General features: G+C 33.1%; 13 protein-coding genes and 2 tRNA genes. 5 read left to right on the top strand and 10 right to left on the bottom strand.

Annotation, left to right across the window (positions count from 1 at the left end; all coding sequences use genetic code 11):
- Nucleotides 1-1166: 1166 nt before the first annotated feature.
- The 3 genes from ACP6PL_RS13450 to lpdA all read right to left on the bottom strand — a co-directional run bounded on the left by ACP6PL_RS13450 (nt 1167) and on the right by lpdA (nt 5354).
- Complete coding sequence (locus ACP6PL_RS13450) at nt 1167-1403, bottom strand: DUF5340 domain-containing protein (protein WP_426545768.1); 237 nt, start codon at nt 1401-1403, stop codon at nt 1167-1169.
- A 721-nt stretch (nt 1404-2124) separates the two neighbouring features.
- Complete coding sequence (gene trpC, locus ACP6PL_RS13445) at nt 2125-3018, bottom strand: indole-3-glycerol phosphate synthase TrpC (RefSeq protein ID WP_426545767.1); 894 nt, start codon at nt 3016-3018, stop codon at nt 2125-2127.
- A 908-nt stretch (nt 3019-3926) separates the two neighbouring features.
- Nucleotides 3927-5354, bottom strand: a complete 1428-nt coding sequence (lpdA, locus tag ACP6PL_RS13440) for a dihydrolipoyl dehydrogenase (protein ID WP_426545766.1) — start codon at nt 5352-5354, stop codon at nt 3927-3929.
- 902 nt (nt 5355-6256) lie between these two features.
- Between lpdA and ACP6PL_RS13435 the strand changes: the two genes are divergently transcribed.
- Complete coding sequence (locus ACP6PL_RS13435) at nt 6257-6508, top strand: hypothetical protein (protein ID WP_426545765.1); 252 nt, start codon at nt 6257-6259, stop codon at nt 6506-6508.
- Nucleotides 6509-6532: 24 nt separating this feature from the next.
- On the opposite strand, the gene ACP6PL_RS13430 is transcribed toward ACP6PL_RS13435, so the two are convergent.
- The 4 genes from ACP6PL_RS13430 to ald form a co-directional block, all read right to left on the bottom strand.
- Nucleotides 6533-7309 (bottom strand): TrmH family RNA methyltransferase, encoded by a 777-nt coding sequence (locus ACP6PL_RS13430; protein WP_426545764.1) that lies wholly within the window; start codon nt 7307-7309, stop codon nt 6533-6535.
- Nucleotides 7310-7957: 648 nt separating this feature from the next.
- On the bottom strand, nt 7958-8170 hold the full coding sequence (locus ACP6PL_RS13425) for a helix-turn-helix domain-containing protein (RefSeq protein ID WP_426545763.1): 213 nt from the start codon (nt 8168-8170) through the stop codon (nt 7958-7960).
- A 430-nt stretch (nt 8171-8600) separates the two neighbouring features.
- Nucleotides 8601-8684, bottom strand: a tRNA-Leu gene (locus ACP6PL_RS13420).
- Nucleotides 8685-10210: 1526 nt separating this feature from the next.
- Nucleotides 10211-11311: an alanine dehydrogenase gene (gene ald / locus ACP6PL_RS13415; protein ID WP_426545762.1), complete on the bottom strand. Its 1101-nt coding sequence runs from the start codon at nt 11309-11311 to the stop codon at nt 10211-10213.
- Nucleotides 11312-11713: 402 nt separating this feature from the next.
- Here ald and murA point away from each other — a divergent pair, with 402 nt between their 5' ends.
- The 3 genes from murA to ACP6PL_RS13400 all read left to right on the top strand — a co-directional run bounded on the left by murA (nt 11714) and on the right by ACP6PL_RS13400 (nt 16314).
- Nucleotides 11714-13072 (top strand): UDP-N-acetylglucosamine 1-carboxyvinyltransferase, encoded by a 1359-nt coding sequence (murA, locus tag ACP6PL_RS13410; protein WP_426545794.1) that lies wholly within the window; start codon nt 11714-11716, stop codon nt 13070-13072.
- 2309 nt (nt 13073-15381) lie between these two features.
- Nucleotides 15382-16254, top strand: coding sequence for a M48 family metallopeptidase (locus ACP6PL_RS13405; RefSeq protein ID WP_426545761.1), 873 nt, complete (start codon nt 15382-15384; stop codon nt 16252-16254).
- Nucleotides 16233-16314, top strand: a tRNA-Leu gene (locus tag ACP6PL_RS13400). Before ACP6PL_RS13405 ends, ACP6PL_RS13400 begins: the two co-directional genes overlap by 22 nt.
- 316 nt (nt 16315-16630) lie before the next feature.
- Here ACP6PL_RS13400 and ACP6PL_RS13395 read toward each other — a convergent pair.
- From ACP6PL_RS13395 to ACP6PL_RS13385, 3 genes are all read right to left on the bottom strand, one after another.
- Complete coding sequence (locus ACP6PL_RS13395) at nt 16631-17095, bottom strand: heavy metal-responsive transcriptional regulator (protein ID WP_426545760.1); 465 nt, start codon at nt 17093-17095, stop codon at nt 16631-16633.
- Between the two features lie 21 nt (nt 17096-17116).
- Nucleotides 17117-17407, bottom strand: a complete 291-nt coding sequence (locus ACP6PL_RS13390; protein WP_426545793.1) for a hypothetical protein — start codon at nt 17405-17407, stop codon at nt 17117-17119.
- 890 nt (nt 17408-18297) lie between these two features.
- On the bottom strand, nt 18298-18468 hold the full coding sequence (locus ACP6PL_RS13385; RefSeq protein ID WP_426545759.1) for a hypothetical protein: 171 nt from the start codon (nt 18466-18468) through the stop codon (nt 18298-18300).
- Between the two features lie 146 nt (nt 18469-18614).
- Here ACP6PL_RS13385 and ACP6PL_RS13380 point away from each other — a divergent pair, with 146 nt between their 5' ends.
- Nucleotides 18615-19175 (top strand): DUF3611 family protein, encoded by a 561-nt coding sequence (locus ACP6PL_RS13380; protein ID WP_426545758.1) that lies wholly within the window; start codon nt 18615-18617, stop codon nt 19173-19175.
- Nucleotides 19176-20300: the final 1125 nt, after the last annotated feature.

The raw sequence follows: 20300 nt of genomic DNA, 5'->3' as shown, positions 1-20300 counted from the left end.
AGAAGTGTGTCACAGAAAAAGCTTACTTTTTCTTTAAGATTCCTGAACTTTTAAATTTGGGAAATTTGGCAAATTTTAGTATTTTATTTTTTGATTAATTCTTGCATAGTTATTTAATTTAAAATTATTAATTTTTTCAGTAATTTTTACCTAATTTTTTGATTATACTTAAGGCTTTGAATGAAGTCTAAAAGCTTAATAAAATACTGTCTTTAAGGTCTAGTTATGGTCAAATTTTTGAGAAAAATTATTGATTTATTTATCTTTTCGTAAGTATTTTACTGAAGCATTGAAAATAAAGTGCAGAAATTGAAGTTTTAGCTTATGGCTAGATGAAAGATGAATCAATATTGAAAGACTGTAGAGATAATTAAAAATATTAGTAAAAGCATTAGTCAAAGCACATCAGTTTAGGGTATTCTATCGACTGAACAAATTATCAATTTTTCCTGAGAAAATTTTAGAGAATGATATGACTAACAGCCAATTAATCTTTAATTTTTATTCCTGGCTGTTAATAGTTGAATGCTTAGAGTTAAACCTCAAAAATGATATTACCTATTCGCTCTAGGAAGTAAAAAAAATTCAGAACACCCTAGTTAGTATACTCATAATACCAATTTGATAAATGTTTGCTACAAATAGCTAGGGAAATTTTTAGGAGTCAGGAGTCAGGAGTCAGGAGTCAGAATTAATAGCTTATATAACATTTTTTTTACTGGTAAATCATATTTTTTGTCAAAGGTTAAGTCTCCTGTAAAATATTTTTATTGCCCTTACTATTGGTAACATTCTTTTTTAAAATTGGTATAAATCACCAAATCAGGAGTCATATTTTAAAACACTTCGATTTCAATTTTAGCATTACTAAATCAAGTCAAACTAATGTAATATTGGGTGTTGCATAAGTATTATTATGAGTTATCAATATTCACCCCTTACCGAAATATTGTGGTTTAAAGCCTCCCCTTTTAAGGGGATAATAAATCAAAATTTTCCTGTCCGTCAATCGTCTCCTTGAAAAGAAGATGTAATTCTCAATTCTCAATTCTCAATTCTTGAAACTACTTATTTACTAGGCATTTTATTACAACCTCTTCTTACTGTCTATCCCTAATTTCAGGATCATACTCACCCTTCACTAACGCCTAATATTGGTATATCAGTTAATATTTTTCAGCTTCATTAAGAGACCAGTGATATTCTATTAGTAAATTTGCTTGTTTGCAATTTTCTTCTAATTGTTTTTGCAGTGCTAAAGCTTTTCTAACTGTCACAATAAGTTCTTGAACTTTTTGATACTCTGTTGTCTGATAATCTACTGCTAAGATTGTCTTTTTTTCTAATAACTGAAGTAGTAGTTCATAATGAATACGAGAGGGGACTGGTATTGGTTGCATCATAAAATATATGTTAGAGATTTTTATTATAGAAATTCCCATCTATAAAGTAAGGTAAAAAATTAGTTTGTTTTCGGCAGTAGGGAGTAGTAATTGGGGTTTAATAGGAATAGAAAAGAAGAAAACTAACCCTGCCTCAGTAACTTGAGAAACGCTATATCATACATTACGCACTTCAAAATGTAGTATTAAGTGCAAGTAGTCAGTAGGAAATGATTTTAGCTAATTATCTGGCAACACCCAAGTATTTATGCTGAATATTTGGCACTCGATTTGACTCAACAGAAAGGTGAATGAAAATGAATAAGATATATACAGTATAAATGCTGATTAATTCCCAATTTTTTCTACTACTTTGAATACTAGAACTTGATGTGAGGAATGTGGGCTATATACCAATTTAAGGTAAAGAATATTACAAATAGTATAGGTAAGTCTTAAGTAAAAGAATGCTTGTAAAATATAAAAATAATTGTTGATAGCTGAATACTTATCTTATATTTCTTATTTGTAGTAAAAATTTATTAAAATGGTATTAGATTACTTCATTTCTCTCAATCAGATATCGATCTAACGTTAGAGGTATAGCGCTACGTATTAAGCTATTTGACATTTCTAAATTCTGAAACCCTTTGACAGTTTACTATTCCCTATTTTCTAGGGCGTAGCGCTATAAATACCCAGAATATAAACTATTTTTCCTAGTCAAAAATAGAAATTAATCTTAACCTTGCTTTTCAGGAAATAGTTCTAATAATGCTGTACCTGGATTTGTTTTTTTGATTAAAGATTCACCGATCAAAACAGCATTCACCCCTGAATTTCTAACTATTTTAATATCTTCAGGTGTATGTATTCCAGATTCACTTACCACTAAAACGCCTAGTTTTTCTAACTCTTTATTCCTAGCTTCCATCAGTTGACAAGTTGTTTGTAAATCTACTGAAAAATCTGTTAAATTTCGATTATTTATACCAATTAACTTAACTCCTTCTATTGTTAATACCCGATCTAATTCTTTCAGAGTATGAACCTCAACTAAAGCTGTCATTCCTAAAGAATTAACTATTTTGATAAAATACTTTAAGTCTTGGTCTGATAAAATTGCTGCTATTAATAGTACAGCATCAGCTCCATGTAAACGAGCAAAGTAGATTTGGTATGGATAAATTAGGAAATCTTTGCAGAGTAGTGGTAAATTAACATTTGCCCTAATATTTGCCAAATTATCAAAACCACCTTGAAAGAACTTTTTATCTGTTAAAACAGAGATACAAGTTGCGCCGTTTTCCTGATATGAGTTAGCAATAGTAACTGGTTCAAAATCTTCTCTAATTACTCCTTTACTAGGAGAAGCTTTTTTCACTTCAGCTATTACAGCAGGTTGAGTTTTTCCTATTGATAATGTAGTCAAAAAATCTAGAGGAGGAGGCATTAAGTTAATTTTTTTTCTTAACTCAATTAAAGGTTTTTTGTCGCGCCAATAATCTACCTCTTTTTCTTTATACCAAACTATTTCCTCTAGAATATTTTGAGCATTTGACTCTGGTACAGAGACTTCATAACGTAAGTTACCCATTTCTACTGCTGGGTTTGGCGGACGACGACGAATTTGCATTTATTTCAGATCAATTCCTACGTTTTGATGATGTTTACTTGATACTATTCAGCTTTTTGAAAATTTGGCAATGTTAAGATTATTCAACTCACCAATTTCCTAAAAATTAATACGTATTTAATTGTATTAAAGGTCATTTCAGTTATCAGTTAGTCTCCTTTCCTGGGAAAGCTAGGCAAAGGAAGGAAATGGTTTTTTTATGTCGCGGAGTTGCCTTGCAATAGCGGAAAACTTTCCTATTCCTTAACGACTTTTATCTCATTTAAAGGAGTAGCTTGAAACCTTATTTTATGGTCATTTTTCACCAAGATAATCTATTTCTTTTTCTTTATACCAGTGTTGGTTATAAAATATGTTGAAGGTTTGAATATGGTACAGAAACTTCATAGCGTAAATTTTCTATTTATATAGTAGTGGTAAACAAGTAATGATTTTCCTAGTCTACCTTCAGAAAACTGAAGGGATCTAACAACCAATATCATTACATCTTTAGGGCTACCAGTTTAATTTTCTAGTGCGGTCATCTTTCCCACCAGGGGTTTACCTCACTAATATCAAATAAACTCTAAATTTATAATCTAGAATAATTTTTTATTTTAGCCTCATAGGTGTCTAGGCAAAATTAATTACTTAATTTTATTCCCTGTGATTTTTATAGTATAGGCTATTCAGCATATAGAGTGTGTGTAATTAATTTTTGATAATTACTTATTTTGGGAGATTTAATTTATTTAATATTATTAAACCGGATAAAAGCATGATAAAAAACTTTCTCCCTTCTAGCCTTTTCTTCCCTTCTCCCTCCCCATTTCAAAGGGGGAGAGGGGGTATCCTCTAGCTTCATTCCTTGAAAGTGTCAGTATTGAACCGGACTGATATAAATCCACCAATTTCCTTAAGGTTAATAGCTAGTGAACAGCTCGTTTAAATGCTTCATCCAAAACTTCTGACAACGTAGGATGAGTATGCACATTAAAAGATAACTCATTAACAGACTGCTTTTTAGCTATAGCATTTGCTGCCTCTTGAATTAAGTCAGAGGCATGAAGACCAATAATATGTACCCCTAATAATTCTCCTGTATCCTTACGATAAATTACTTTAGCTACACCATCTGTTTCGCCTTCAGCAATAGCTTTGGAGTTACCCTTAAAATAAGTTCTGACACTTGCAACTTCAAACCCCTCTTCTTGGCCTAAATTTTTCGCTGCTGGTTCTGTCATACCAACATAACTAATTTCTGGATGAGTAAAAGCTGCCGCGGGGATACTCTGATAATCCACTTCCCGATAACGACCACAGATATTTTCCACCACTGTTATTCCTTGGGCAGATGCTGCATGGGCTAACATCATTTTTCCTGTTGCATCTCCGATCGCCCATAAATTAGGTATTGGTTCACCACTTGACAAAACTGTCATTTTGCTATTTACTGGTATGAACCCCCGACGGTCAGTTTCTACCCCTACAGAATCCAGTCCCAAATCTTTTGTATAGGGAATGCGACCTGTAGCAACTAGACAAGCATCTACTTCCAGAACCTCTTCTATTTCTTTGGTCTTAGCATCAGCAAGTTCAATAACTACTGGAGACCCAGGAACTACCTTCATAGCCAACTTACCAACTTTGGTTTCAATATCTCTTGACTGAATTAGAACTCTTTGTGCAATCTTAGCTATATCCGGATCAAAAGTAGGCATTAATTGATCTAATGCTTCAATCATTGTAATTTCAGACCCAAGGGCAGTGTAAATATCAGAAAATTCTAGTCCGATATAACCACTACCAATAATTGCGACCCAAGGTGGCAGCCAATCTAGTTTAAGAGCATCATCACTGGTAAAGACTGTTTTACCGTCCAGTTCTATTCCAGGAGGAACAAAAGGCACTGAGCCAGGAGCAAGTATAATATCTTTAGCAGTAAAGTTTTCGTCCCCTTTTTCCGTCTTAACTGTAACTTTTTGATTTCCTGCTACCTGACCCCACCCTGTAATCAGATCTACACCTAAACGTTTGAGGCTGTTGGTCATGTCACCTCTTATTTTAGTAACAATCTTACTTGCATGATCAGAAATGACTTGTCTATCATAAGCCACACGCTCTAATTGAATACCAAGAGTTTTTAAGTGGTGAGTATTCTGTAATTCTCTAACTTTACCAGATGCTGCTAGGAGTGCCTTAGAAGGTATACAACCTCGGTTAACACAAGTACCGCCCATTTCTCCTGTTTCTACAATAGCTGTTTTGAGGCCACAACTCGTAGCGTGTAATGCTGCTCCATGTCCACCGACACCAGCACCAATAATTATTAAGTCGTAATCAAATTCTTGAGTCATTTCTGTTTTTTAAAACTTCTCTGTATGTTTGCAAAAACTATATATAGAGTAAGAGTTCTTCCGGATGAAGTTGGATGTAGCTAAACATGATTATTAGGAATTTTTTTGACTCCTTTCGCCTATCTCTCTGGAGATTAACTTGGTCTAATAAATTACAATAAATTCTCCAGACAGAATTATTCATCAAACTTTAACTAATCGCAATAATTATGATATAATATAGTGGAACAAAAGTTAAATATAAACTCAATAATTTAGAAAAATACTTAAAAACTGTTTATTACTGTTTAATATTCAGTAGCAAAATAATGCTAATATCATAATTGTCTATCTAAAATTAATTTTACGTTTAGTGGAGGTAGAGAATAGCGAAAAGCTTAACTAACTAGAGACAGAAAATATACCTGATTATAAATATAAAAATATTTTTGTTTACCTATTTAATATTTTACAATACAGAGGTAGTAGTGCATTACAAAATTTTCGTCAAGATATAGTCCAATAGGTTTAGCTAAGGACTTTTTTGGGTAGTTATGTAATCTGGAAAGCTACTAATCTTAATCTTAAAAACAAAATCAAATATAGGTTTTAAAAAAAATAATTTGTGCTAACTAAAAATCTATGCAAATAGTAAATCTTGATTAACTGAGTTAATTTAATTTATTTCCAGGCTGAAGATAAACATATAAAATATATAGAAATTCGTGCATTGGTCGTGAGAATTATTATAACAGTTAATCTTAACTGAAAACATAGGTAAATTCCTACTCATGACTTCTGAGTGACACCAAAATATTACAACTTAAATAGGATTGCTATATTTAATTTATACTACTCTCTCCAAACAAACTTATTGAGTCAGTTTAACTCTTAACTTAAATACAGTAAGGGAAAAAATTAATATGGATAAAAGAGATATTCGTGGTACGGCAGCGAAAATATTTATGGATAATTTTGAGAAACAGCTTAATCTCGCTCTCCAAGAAAATCAAACAGAGGAGCATAATTCAGAACTTACAAATATCCACAAAAAAAACAAAGAAAATGGGCCTGATGAACAATTTAATTTATCAGAGTTAGAAGAAGCAATCGCTGACATAGATGAATATATTCAGACAAATAAAAAAGAGCCACCATCATCTGCCTTTGAATAAAAAAATAATTCAAGACTACTTAAATTAAGATTGACGTTGACGCTGAACTTCATACAAAATTATAGCCATACTTATGGCAACATTTAAAGATTCTACCCCATTACTCAAAGGAATATTAACAGAATAATCAGCTAAATCAATTAAATCTTTTGAAATACCAGAACCTTCATTTCCCAAAACTATTAATGTAGGTTTTCGTAAGTCTATCTGCCAATAATTGATAGTTGAATTTGGAACTGTTGCTAGAACTTGTAGACCTTGACTTTGTAATTGTAATACTTCAGTCTTTAGGTTTTCAGATATTGCCATAGGTAAATGAAACCATTCCCCGGCTGATGCCCGAACTACCTTGGGATGATACAAGTCTACACTATCTCTACTCAGAAATAAGCCATCTATATTTGTTGCTGTAGCTGTCCTGATTATAGTACCCAAATTACCAGGGTCTTGTATTTTATCTAAAGCAATTCCCAAAGTTGTAATCTTGAAAAAATTTGTTTGTTTCTGTGGTGCTATAGCCACTACTCCATCAGGATTAACTGTAGTCGCAAGGGATTGAATAACCCTGTCACTGACCAATTCTATCCTTTGTGCTTTTTGAGATACTAATTCAGACAAAGATTTATGTTTTTTTTGCCATTCAGGTGTATAACAGACTGTTATAAGAGGATAATCTCTCCTACAGGCTTCTTCTACAAGATGAGTTCCTTCAACTAAAAATAATTGTTGTTGCCACCTTCCTTTTGATTGGTGAAGTTGGCGAATTTTCTTTATTAAAGGATTTTGCATACTGGTCAGCACTGTTAATATTTTATCTCCTATTTAGGGTCTGCTGAAAAAGTATTAGGTTTAATAGTAGGGAACAAATAAAGGGCAACAGGCAAAAATTTTCTCATTTCGTTAACTGCATTTCATTACTTTTTTATCTTCTAAAAATTCATTTAGTGCTTGCATAGTACAATAAATCTTAATTTGAAGTGAACAAGCTTTAATAATACTCACTTAGTCCTATAAGATTGCAGAAAGCCAATCATGCTTAGTCTACGAATACGACGCTTTGTCTGTTCTAAGTGTTTTTGCTCCCTTTTAAAGTAGTAGGTATAACTTGGCTTACTCCGCATACAAAACCCAGATGCATCTAGCTACTTGGGGTCTATTTCTCCTTTGGCTGCAGGCAATTGCAGCATATTTAGGTCAGCTTGTTTTATTTGTTTGACATTTGGGTGCAAGTTTCCTGTTTGTGACTTTTTCTAGTCCACTTCCAAATGACCTCCCTTTTTTTGAGTACCGGACTCAATCTATAAGGACTCAATTTAATTGCGCGTTAGCGTAGCTCCTCCTGCCGAGGCAGCTCCTCTGAAAGGATTCTCTAATTTCTCTTCTAGCTGGTGACTGTTGTCTGTGCATGGCTCCTGGGTGAGGCATTCTTCCAAAAATCCCATATCAGCTTTAGTCTACCTCGATTTTAAACCCCGACATTGGGAGTTCTAAAGTCCTTTGACGCCAAATTTTTACCATTTGTATAACACTTCTCTTAACTGTTTGTTTAGCCCAATGAAAATGAGCAGCTATTTTTTCTACAGACCACCCATGTGGATTTAATTTAATCACTTCTACCCGCTCTTTGACTTTCTGTGGTACATCTGCAGTCCTCAAGTTCATCAGACTTTGGTCTTGCTAACTTGTGAGAGATACCCTTAAACGAGCCTCCAGGTATAAATTTGCTCACTCATACTAGATATATTATCCGTATTTACTGATTTTTACATAGTTTGGTTTATTTATGCCAATTTACTTAGTATCATACAGTTTTCCTTCATTTATTGTTATATTTTTCTTTTTTCTAGCTATTCAGTTTTTATAAATCATTTCGCTTTGAAGTACCTTAATTAAACTTTGTTTAGGTATTTATTTTTATCCTTTTAGATCTATCTGTTTAGGTAAATACTTAAATTATAACCTAGTGCAGGATGACAGAAATAAGTGACCAGTGACAAAATACTCAAAGCCTTACCAATCAAAACTTCTGAATTCTGAATTCTGAATTCTGACTTCCGCGTAGCGGTACTAGCCTATAGTCTAAATTATAGAATGCGGAACCCGGGACTTGAACCCGGAAGTCCTTGCGAACACTAGAACCTGAATCTAGCGCGTCTACCAATTCCGCCAGTTCCGCTAAGTGGCTAACTTTTTATTGTTACCTATCTATTCAAATTTGTCAATTACTCTGAATTAACTTCATTTTCCTATGATATTTTTTTGATAAGTAAAAATGATGTAAATATAGATTATATTTGTAATTTTAAATATTTTTAATTGTTACATAACTTAAGAAAATCAAGATTATTGAGAATATTATCATTTATTTTTACCTATTTACGTTATCTGACAGATTTGGTACAATAGTGAACATTAGTGTAAAATCTTGCAGAGCATTTTAACTTTATCTAAAATTAGACATCTATAAATCCCTTGATACCGTTAACTTCAAGTACATAATAGCTATTTCAAAAGTCATAAATAGTTTTTTTTAGTTAATCAAGCTTAATACTTCTCTGCACAGTATTTGACAAAATAAATCTTTGATGATCAGAAACATAGAATACTTGATTGAGTTTTTCTGCCCTGGTTTGTTAGAGAAGAAATTTTACTTAGGTAGATGGCTATTAAACTATGTATTAACGACACTTTAGTAAAAAATACGACATATACCTGACAACTATTTTACGTTAATTCATGGCTGGGGAAAGTTAAATGAAAGAAGTAAAACCAGTGGCCATTTCTTCTTGTTGCCATTGATAGTGCGTTTTTGCTGGCACAAAGCTTTCCTATCGGAATGCTAACCCAAAAGCTAACTACTCAGAGCCAACATGTTTGCGTTTACGTTAGCGTTAGCGAAGCTCCTCTGCAAAAAGCAGCTCCTCTGCAAGAGGCAGCTCCTCTGCAAGAGACAGCTCCTCTGTAAGAGGCAGCTCCTCTGCAAGAAGTTGTAGTCTGTCAGGATAAGGCTGCAGACATGAAAAGCTTTACCGCTGAGTAAGCAAATCGCTTTAATCATGTATTTAAAATACTCATCTCAAAAAACAGTTTAGGTCTATCAAACCACAAATTACCAATAGATCATTGATAATTAATCAATTCGGTTTAAAGCCTTCTATTTCAAGGGAAAAAAGAAATAAGATTTCTTTAGATTCAATTCCGTTACCGTTTTAACCAGAGGTAATTATCCATTATCAATTAATGAAGAAATTTCTTAGTTCAATCAAATTCTTTGCTAGATGCTGTGAATAAGCTTCAAATAATTTTGGAATGTCGTCTTGGACAAGTCAATGATATGCACATGTTAAGATGATTATATAAAAGATTGCTCTAATCTATATTATTAGAATCTTAACCATGCAAAATTCAATAATTATTTTGAGAGAGCGATCGCTCACACAAATATTTCTTTTACTTGTTCATCTAACTAAACCATAAAAATTTAAAACAAATGAAAACTCAGTATTTTAAAATTGAATAATTTTTATGATCGCTACATACTTACCACTACCAATTACTGATTACTTAATAATTAAACTCTTGAACTAAGCGTACTATTAGTTTTAGTAATTAGTATTATTATCGTGGATGTCGTCAATTACAATTACAGATTTATTCTGATAAAAAATTATCAGTATATAATCTTTAAACTGAATGTAGTCTTTAAACTGAGTTTTTATTACTTAAATCGGGAAATACCTCTTGGACAGCAGGATGAATCAAAACATGGTCTTTAACATTCAATCCCTTAGCCAACGCTGGATTCATTTCTAAAGCTTTACTACCATAGTTAGCTAACTGCAATACATAAGGCAAAGTGCTATTATTCAAAGCCTGAGTAGCTGTCCAGGGAACTGCTCCTGGCATATTAGGTACTCCATAATGTACGACACCTAATTCCACATAAGTAGGATTTGTATGAGAAGTAGGATGTAAAGTTTCCACACAACCACCTTGATCCACAGCCACATCAATAATCACAGAACCAGAACGCATCTCCCCTACCAAACTTTTAGGAACCAACACTGGAGAACGACGACCAGGAACCAAAACTGCCCCTACAAGTAAATCACAATCTGCTACTGCTACTTCTATAGCAGAAGAACTACTATATAGTAACTCTACCCTTGAACCAAATAGAGTCTCTAAATAAGCCAACCTTTCCAAACTAATATCTAATATTTGGACTCTTGCGCCCAAGCCAACAGCAATTTTAGCAGCCTCTGTACCAACTACCCCTCCTCCTAGAATTACAACCTTACCAGGGGTAACACCAGGAACTCCACCCAATAGAACACCTCTACCACCTTGTTGCCTTTCCAAAAATCTTGATCCAAATTGCACAGACAAACGTCCAGCTATTATACTCATAGGAGTTAACAAAGGTAGTCTTTGATCAGATAGCTCTACCGTTTCATAGGCTATTGCCATCACGCCACTTTCAATCAACCTTTCAGTTAATTTCCTATCCGCAGCTAAATGTAAATAAGTAAATAATAATTGTCCTGGTTTGAGAAATTCATACTCTGATGATAAAGGTTCTTTGACCTTGACTATCATTTCACAATTCCAAACTTCTCTAGTATCTGATAAGATATTTCCCCCTGCTTGAAGATAATCATCATCACTAAAGCCTGCACCCAACCCAGCTTCTGTTTCTATAAAAACCTGGTGACCAGTTTCACTACACACCCTGACACTTGCAGGGGTTAGTCCTACACGGAACTCTTGATCCTTAATTTCTTTTGGGATACCTATTTTCATCCATCATCTCCATTTTTGTACTAGGGAATTGTATTTTTCACCACTTTACTCTAACTTAAAATCAATAAGCTATATGGCTATGGCTATAGATAGAAGTATCGAAGGAAATAGTCAAAAATAAATTATCCAATTTTTGAATTAGATGTAGAAAGTTTCGCTGGCTAATTTCCCTAATCCCTACAGATGTTGTATGCTATGTCCCTACCTACTCCCTAAATTCAGGGTAGTTGTATATTTTTTTATTTGAAAGTTCCTAATAGCAACACCTAGAATTTTTCCGGAGCCATCTAAATTTTATTGGCAATCTAGATTAAGAAAAATAATTTGTCAACCCCTAGACATTTGTTTACTTTCCAGTACAATCAAGAGAAAAAATTAAGATCATTGAAGGAGGATAGAGCTATCAATCAGCAATTAAATTCAATAGAAGAAACTGAGAAGCAAAAGCTAGCCACCGATAAGTCAATACTGAAAATTTGGGGATCTTCTCGTTTACAAGGAAATGTTAATATTAGTGGTGCCAAAAATTCAGCACTTCCTGCAATGGCAGCAACACTACTTTCTTCAGAGGTTTGTCGTTTACATCAAATCCCATGTCTAGCAGATATTAATACAATGGGAAAAGTTTTATCTGCGCTGGGAGCAAAAATCAAACAAAATGGTAATACTTTAGATATAGATCCGAGGGATCTAGATAATCCTGAAGCTCCTTATGAATTAGTGAGAAAGTTGCGTGCTAGCTTTTTTGCTATAGGTCCTATTCTGGCAAGACTGGGAGTTGCTCGTGTCCCACTTCCAGGTGGATGTGCTATTGGTGCTAGACCTGTTGACCTTCATGTTAGAGGTTTACAAGCTCTAGGAGCAGAAGTTCATATTGAACATGGTATGGTTAACGCTTATATCAGTGGTAGTAAAAAAAAGTTACAAGGAGCAAAAATTTACCTTGACTATCCCAGTGTCGGAGCGACTGAAACTTTAATGATGGCAGCTACCTTAGCTGAAGGAGAAACCATCATTGAAAATGCAGCTCAAGAACCAGAAGTAGAAGACCTTGCTAATCTATGTATAGCTATGGGAGCTAATATTTTTGGTGCAGGTACAAAAACTATAGTAATATCTGGAGTACCAAAGCTACACTCAGTAGACTATACTATTATACCTGACCGAATAGAAGCTGGGACATTTTTAATAGCTGGCGCAATTACTAATTCAGACATCACTATTTCACCAGTAGTGCCTAAACATTTGAGTGCAGTTATTTCTAAACTTAAGTCAGTAGGAGTAAGAATTATACAGGAAACATCTGATAGCTTACGCGTTTTACATGGTGAAACATTGAAATCTACTGATATTGACACTCAACCATACCCTGGTTTTCCTACAGATATGCAAGCTCCATTTATGGCTTTGCTAAGTGTTTGTTCCGGCAGTAGTTCTATGACGGAAACGGTATTTGAGAATCGTATGCGTCATGTTTCAGAATTAAATAGAATGGGTGCTAACATTAGGGTCAAAGGAAATCATGCGATAGTCCAAGGAGTCCCTAAATTATCTGCTGCTCCAGTAGTTGGTACTGATCTGAGGGCTTCTGCTGCCCTAATATTAGCAGCGCTAGCAGCAGAAGGGGAAACAACATTTCAGGGTCTACAACACCTTAATCGAGGCTATGAACAATTAGACATTAAATTGCAAAAGTTAGGAGCAAAATTACAGAAGGTAGACCTAGTTAAAGAAAATCATACTTTCCCAAGTTCTATCTAAAAAAATCTAATTATACTCTAGTAAAAACTGAAACCATTAGGCGTTTCGTTTAATTAGTGGGAAATATTTACTCGGCATAATGGGATTAATACTTGTGTACCTCCTGAATCTATTCCTACCCCATATATTATTGCTTAGTCAGACCACTTTTTCAGTGTGATAGGTAAATGATTCAAATATATTTTCACAGGTTATGACGGTTGTCAATATAATCCTATACTAGAACGAAGCGCCAAAATGGTAGGTCAATACTTAGGTTTTTATGTCCTTTGAATATATACCTTAAGCGAAGAATGCTTATAGAAATCCGTATATGTAATAGATATAGATGATTGAAAATAAGTAGTTATCAAAAAGTTGAGATTGTTAATTAAAATAAGTGTTTAAGAGAAAAATAAATTTATGGTAGGCTTGATTACTATTGTTACTTATTTTTACTATCGAATTTACAGATTAAATAAAAAATTCAATAAGAAAAAGGGAAAAAATTATAGCCTAATTAAAATCAGTCTTGAGAAAATGTAAATAGTTATCAAAACTTCATCTATTCGAGCTATAAGTAAATTTCATAAATTTCACGAAAACAAGGTTGAATCAAACTATCAGGAATTTATAGTAAGTTTCCAACCAAGGTAGATGATCGTATAACTGAAGCAATAATTTTCCCAAAATGTGATTTTCATACCAATTTCATAAGCTTAAGCTACACTTTTATCAGTAATCTATTATATAAGACGCCACATCTCAGGAGTAGTTAAAATTGAGATAAATGAATCGGTATGAACTTTTAAAAAATACCAGTACTGCCCAACAAAAGGAAAGACTTCAAACTATTTACTGGTTGAAGACTAAAACAATAGAAACAGTAAAATAAATTGCAATAATGTTAGAATAATCTGCGTGTAACAGTACAAAAATGGTTAGGTAAATATTGGATCTCTTGCAAAAGTAAAAATTAAATCTTTCCCTAAATTTTTGATTGTAGATTCCTTTTATTTGTTGCTCTTCCTATCTAGTTAACCAATTATATATAGCAATATGATTTGAGTTTTGAGATATTGGATACTTTTAGGGAACACAGAAGAAGGAAAAAATGAATATGATAACTGCTATATTCTATCCTTTTAAGGGAAACCTCAATTCTCACATCTGATTCCTGATTGCTATATAATTTTTATATTAACTCTAAATATTGAGTTTAATTCGTTGATAGACAATTTTTTATAACTCAATAGTATACATATAGCTGTTGTCTGTAACTTGAAAAAACTTACCTTGCCAACTTATTCTTTATATAAAATAAAAGAAAGAAACTAGAGAAAATTTGAAAAAAATCTCATATATTATAGCAATGTGCACTCGCATATTTACACATTATTTTTTGACACCTTTTCGCTTACTGCACTTTGAGCTGGAAATTGTAAATACCTGAGCGTTCATTGCTATATATAATAGCAACTTAAATTGATTAATAAATATTATTAAAAGCAATTTTCACTTCGCTATTGCTTTTAATATGTTTGTGAAACATTTCGTAGGAAAACAAGAATTGAATTAAAAATTATCAGAAGTAAAATTATTACTGCTTGTAGAGTTAAACCGATTAGTTTATATCAATGGTTATTTGAATATTTACGGCTTATGGTTTAGTTTAACCCCAAACAGTTTCTTATTTTTTCTATGGATTTAGTCATTTAGATACTGCTTGCTTTGAAAAATTTACAAAAATTTTTTCTCAAAGTTATGCTGGTAAAATACACATTATTCAGCTGGATAACGATCGTGGACATCCAGGGAATGATTTGTCTATGCCTAATAATATTGTTTTACTATTTCAACCTCCCTATTGTCCAGAAGTTAATCACATTAAAAGATTTTCCTAAGAGAGTAAAAATTCTTGAAAAATAGTCTCTTTGATTCGTTGAATAGAAAACCGAACCTGGATAGTTAATTATAGTCAGTCTGAATAAGACTGGGACGAGTGTTTCTTTTCTTGAAAGGGTTTCAGCCAAAAAAGTGTTTCATCCTTATTTGAAATGACTATAATAAAAGCAAAAATCAAGATTATTTTTGAAATGTAATTTTTTAAATATAATTTTTGGTGTCTCTATACTTAACAAAAAAAATCAGGTCAATAGCCTCACTTTTTACAGATATGAAAAAAATTAACTTCAGTATTTCAAATATCTGTCTTCAGCCGGACTTATTAATAACTGAAACAACAATACTTGAGCTGAACAATAAGACGCAAAATATTTTTATATTTGATTATGCTAGTATATTATTGATAAGCTTAAATTAAAACAAATATGGCTTTGACAACAACACAACTAATTGGTTTAAAGGCAAATTATTTTCGGCATCCCTTGGATTTAGAGGCCACAAATGCTTTGAGGCAACTGCCTGGTATAGACTTATTAGTTAGACAGTTATTAGGTTCATTGGGTGAACAATTTTTCTACATGGAAAATATAGCATCTAGTGTTTTAGTTAGTGAAAGACAACTGCCAAATTTACACAAAATACTATTAGATGCTTGTCAAGCACTTGACCTAGAACCTCCCCAATTATACATTCGTCAACATCCTGTGCCTAATGCTTATACTTTTGCTATGCGAGGGAAGCAACCTTTTATTGTTGTTCATACATCTTTGATAGAGTTGCTCAACTTAGAGGAAATCCAAGCAGTATTAGGTCACGAATTAGGACATCTAAAATGTGATCATGGAGTATATCTCACCTTAGGTAATTTAATTGTACTTGCTGCTGGACAAATTTCGACATGGGGTGGTATAATAACTCAAAGCTTACAAAGTCAAATACTAGAATGGTTAAGGTGTGCCGAATTTAGTTGCGATCGCGCAGCTCTACTAGCTACACAAGATCCTAAAGTAGTTGTATCAGTTTTGATGAAGTTGGCTGGTGGTTCTCCAAGCATATCACCTCAACTTAATGTTGATGCTTTTTTAGCCCAGGCAAGAGCTTACAATGAATTTGCTAATACAGAATTGGGTGAAGTATTAAGGGAAGTCCAAACAGCCCAACTTACTCATCCGTTGCCTGTATTGAGGGCCAAAGAAATTGATAAATGGGCTAGTAGCAAAAAATATCAGGATCTTTTGCAAAGTTTTGCAAAAGATGTGTACAATAATAAAAGTAAGGGCGGGTGGCGAAATTGGTAGACGCACCACACTCAAAATGTGGCGACTTCGGTCGTGAGAGTTCGAGTCTCTCTCCGCCCATAGTTATGATTTATGATAAATATAGGAATCTGCCCATCAAAAAGGGAGAAATATTCAAGGAATAGGGGTATCTACAAAATTAAGACGGATAATAAAGCAACAAAAAATGCTGAGAAAAGAATTAGGCGATCAAGAAACAAGAACTGTTAATTCTTTTTTTTTATGCATGAACTAACTAATTTGGTCTGATATTGACTAATGTTCTCCAATAGCACTTTTTGAGAAGCCCATAATATACTTATCTTAAGTTAAACTTGACATAAGGAGCCACAAAAAATCAATTTCGTGCTTCACTTTTCAAGCCATTTTTCCAACATTAGACTATAACCTTCAATCCAGGGCAGGTAACTCCTGAATAGTCTTTATATCTTCTGTTATATTTCTGATTTTGTATATTAGGACAAACAGTCTGATTTATATGATTAATTGATGGGTGTTCCTGCCAATGCTGAAGAATTTCTTGTAACTCCACCTTTAAGTTTTCTAATGCTTCTATCTGAGAAGTTATTTCTTGCACTTTATTATTCAATTTCTGCTTAACGTCTCGACAAGGCAGTTCACCTTGGTCTCGGATTGACAAAATTTCTCTAATTTCGCGTAAACTTAAGCCTAAAGACTTAGCTCGCTTAATAAAGGTCAGCCTGCTAAGTACCGACTCTTCAAACAAGCGATAACCAGATTTAGAACGTTCTACATAAGGTTCCAGTAAACCAATATCCTCATAGTAGCGGATAGTCTTAATTGACAAACCACTAAAAGTAGCAACTTGACCTATTTTCATAAAGGATAAATTATTTCTCAGTTATGGAAGATGCTTTTTATTTCTATTTAGAATTGGTAGTTGTGGACGAGATGAATTGGGAGGCAGATAGTATTCTGGAACAGAAGTAGCTTGCTCAAAATGAGAACGCTTGAGCAAGCAGAAGCGCAGTATAATTCCTATTCCTACTGTTCCCATCCCTAGACCAAATAAAGACAAACTTGAGCCAATACCACCAATTACAGCATCAACAGCTCCTACTGTGACTACAAAGCTTATTACAGGATCTTTTCGATAAGCTGTTTTCAGAATTCTTGGCCATAAAGCATTCATCATAAGTTTAATTTATTTAATGTCATTTAGACTTTAAGTATATTTAGCTCTAATCAAGGGAATGGAACTAAGTTAAGCATCTCACTCCCTTAATTTTTATTATGTTAACTTATAAACTATACTGCAATCTTAAACTTGAAATCCGTAAATTAGTTTTGATTTTATCTAAAGATTATTTTAAGACCTGCCTTCTCTAGCAAAAGTAGCATAATCTGCAAATATCAATCAATCCTAGGGTTTGACATGAAGATATTTTAAATTTAAAAAGCATTAATTTATTAACTAAACGGGATGAGTTATTATCTTCACATTAATACTTTTTTGTCCATATAATGGAATTATTGAGATAATGCTCCTCAAGAATATGGGCTATGTCTTCACTAGCAGTGGTTCATAAGTATAGGAATTTAGTCTAAAATATCCTTAAATTATCAAGGTATTAAACATTGTCTCTATATCCTCATCCTCATACTTTATGATTTTTTTAGCTTTTTAAATTTCTATCACTATTTTACTGATAACTAAACTAACCTACTTAAAGACCATTGGAAGGATTGAAACTACTTTAATTATTGCAATTTACGTCTATCTCTTGATAAGATTGTCAAACTTAATTAAACTAACCTGATGTTATGTTTCGTCTCTCTGTTAAAATGTAAGGTCTTTCAGACTGCCACGAAATTATCTGTAATAATTAATTCTTGATTGTTATAAATATTGCGGATTATGATGACTAACATTTTGTTAAGTTCTATAAAAGTTGTTGGTAGACTTTATTAAAATACTATGGCTGACCAACAACAATTCTCTAAAATATTCGAGATAGACTCTTGGTTTAATCTCTATTCTATTAGAATATTTATCTCAAATAAGTAATTATATCTCAAATTCTAATTGAGGCCCAACCAAGATAATAAGCCTTCTCCAGTAAAGTATTCAATTGCTAAAGTCAAGACAAAGCCAATCATTGCAGCTCTACCATTCAGACGTTCTGAGTATTGGTTGAATCCAAACTTTGGCTCGTCCAAATTAGGTGTAGTAGTAGGTTGTAGTTGTGTCATAATAAATTGGCCTCAAATTTAATAGTGTTTTTTAGATAGAGTTGTTTCTTTACAATTCTTAAATATATTCTAGAAGGAGTTGACTCAACGTCAACCATATTTGTGCAAAAATTTTATACAAGTGACAATATACAAGCGCAAGAAATATGTCAAATTCATCAGACTCGCCTTCTTCATTGCCACCCACAGTTAAACAGGTAGCTAAAGCCCTCCGATTAGGCGGGTGGATTTGCTTTTGGGTACAACTTGTGCTAGGGATAGTTTCAGGTATAATTTTTCTTTTTGCTGTAGGTTTACTAGGTCAGAAAACTCAAGCAGGTACAGGAGGAGGATTATTTTTTGCAGTTTGTGGACTTTTGGTACTAGGATTCAGCATCTTCTTGTCATTTCGTTACACTCGCTTGGCAAGGCAATTGGGCTCACCAACACCTGCTTTGAGACCAAGCAGGGTAGATACAACTCAACAAGTGAAAAGGACTTTAATTACTAACTTGGTTGGGATGACCCTAGCTTTATTAGCAGCAGAAGCAATTGGAGGTATTTTATTAGGCAAATCATTGGTTAGTGGATCGTTTATGTTTAATCCTACAGAACTAGAAGAATTTACAGTAGATATTTTTATAGTATTAGGCAATACTCATATAATTGTGGCTCATTTTGTCGGAATTGTAGTAGGATTATTTTTGCTTGACCGGGTTCACAAGTAGTCAACTTGACAGTGCAAAAAGTTTTGCTAGTTTTACTTAATAATGGTAGAAGGGGACTAGCAATGCCTACCACTTGGGTATGAATTTCCATTCTCAATAAAGTAAGAATAATGAAAATGCACTACTACCGCTTTGCTAATTAGTAGATACAACTATTAGTGAAAAAAAATATTCCATAAAAGCTGTTCTAGAAAGAAAGAGCTTTAAACTCGAATTATAGGTAAAACTATTGCGCAACATATTAAGAAAAAATAGGATCTTACATTTAGTATTTCGGTGGTGGTGCATAGTAATGGTAGAAGGAGGTGGAGTAGGAGGATTTTTTTCACAGTCTTTGTAGAAAAAAACTCCAGAAGTACTTAGATGTATTAATATCTTGTTTGACTTAAACAAACTAGAGTATAAAGGAAATCCGAAAAATTATTCCTATCCCCTTAACCCCATCACTCCATCATCCCATTTTACTGAAAAACCATTACATGATCAGGATAACAGTATTTCAAAGGGTCGTATAAAAAGCTTACTAGTCACGAGGAAATTTTAGTTCTCAATTGTTGAAATCAATTAAGTATTTATAATTCATGTTTTCCTGATGATTTAACTTTGAGCAAGGCCAATAAATATGATTTACAGAGTATAAACACTTTATATAGGGTTTGCTGAAAAAGTCTTACTGGTAGAGATGGGAGTTTCTAAGTCAAAAGTCACAAGTCAGGATAAATAGGAATTACAGAGCAGGTAATAGGAAAAATTGCACCTTGATTTTTCCTCAAAATGTAGTGATTTTGAGCTTAAGGAAGCGAAAAAATTCCTAGTTTTTCCCTTTAAAAAGGCTAAAGCCTTTATATGTAAATCTTTTGAGAGTTAATTAGCAGGTTCTAGATATTTTCGTTTTTTGTACTACTTTTAATCCTACAAATTGACATACAGAATGTGGGTTAGATATCTGCAAACAATCTATAACCCCTTTGTGAAGTTCCTAAAGTATTTGTTTGGGAATAGGTTGTATTTTATCCCACATTCCGCACGTCAAGTCGTAACATTAAAAGTAGTATAAAAAAACTGTAGGTTATTCATTAATTGATAATTGATAATGGATAATTGATAATTACCTCTGGTTAAAAC

Source organism: Dapis purpurea BLCC-M126 (genome assembly GCF_050015975.1).
In the GTDB taxonomy this organism is placed as follows: domain Bacteria; phylum Cyanobacteriota; class Cyanobacteriia; order Cyanobacteriales; family Microcoleaceae; genus Trichodesmium.
This window is presented reverse-complemented; position numbering and strand designations above follow the sequence as displayed.

Excerpts from the sequence above, each read along its gene's own strand:
- ACP6PL_RS13450 (WP_426545768.1), bottom strand. The coding sequence starts at position 1,403 with ATGATGCAACCAATACCAGTCCCCTCTCGTATTCATTATGAACTACTA.
- trpC (WP_426545767.1), bottom strand. The coding sequence starts at position 3,018 with ATGCAAATTCGTCGTCGTCCGCCAAACCCAGCAGTAGAAATGGGTAAC.
- lpdA (WP_426545766.1), bottom strand. The coding sequence starts at position 5,354 with ATGACTCAAGAATTTGATTACGACTTAATAATTATTGGTGCTGGTGTC.
- ACP6PL_RS13435 (WP_426545765.1), top strand. The coding sequence starts at position 6,257 with ATGGATAAAAGAGATATTCGTGGTACGGCAGCGAAAATATTTATGGAT.
- ACP6PL_RS13425 (WP_426545763.1), bottom strand. The coding sequence starts at position 8,170 with ATGAACTTGAGGACTGCAGATGTACCACAGAAAGTCAAAGAGCGGGTA.
- ald (WP_426545762.1), bottom strand. The coding sequence starts at position 11,311 with ATGAAAATAGGTATCCCAAAAGAAATTAAGGATCAAGAGTTCCGTGTA.
- ACP6PL_RS13405 (WP_426545761.1), top strand. The coding sequence starts at position 15,382 with ATGGCTTTGACAACAACACAACTAATTGGTTTAAAGGCAAATTATTTT.
- ACP6PL_RS13395 (WP_426545760.1), bottom strand. The coding sequence starts at position 17,095 with ATGAAAATAGGTCAAGTTGCTACTTTTAGTGGTTTGTCAATTAAGACT.
- ACP6PL_RS13390 (WP_426545793.1), bottom strand. The coding sequence starts at position 17,407 with ATGAATGCTTTATGGCCAAGAATTCTGAAAACAGCTTATCGAAAAGAT.
- ACP6PL_RS13385 (WP_426545759.1), bottom strand. The coding sequence starts at position 18,468 with ATGACACAACTACAACCTACTACTACACCTAATTTGGACGAGCCAAAG.
- ACP6PL_RS13380 (WP_426545758.1), top strand. The coding sequence starts at position 18,615 with ATGTCAAATTCATCAGACTCGCCTTCTTCATTGCCACCCACAGTTAAA.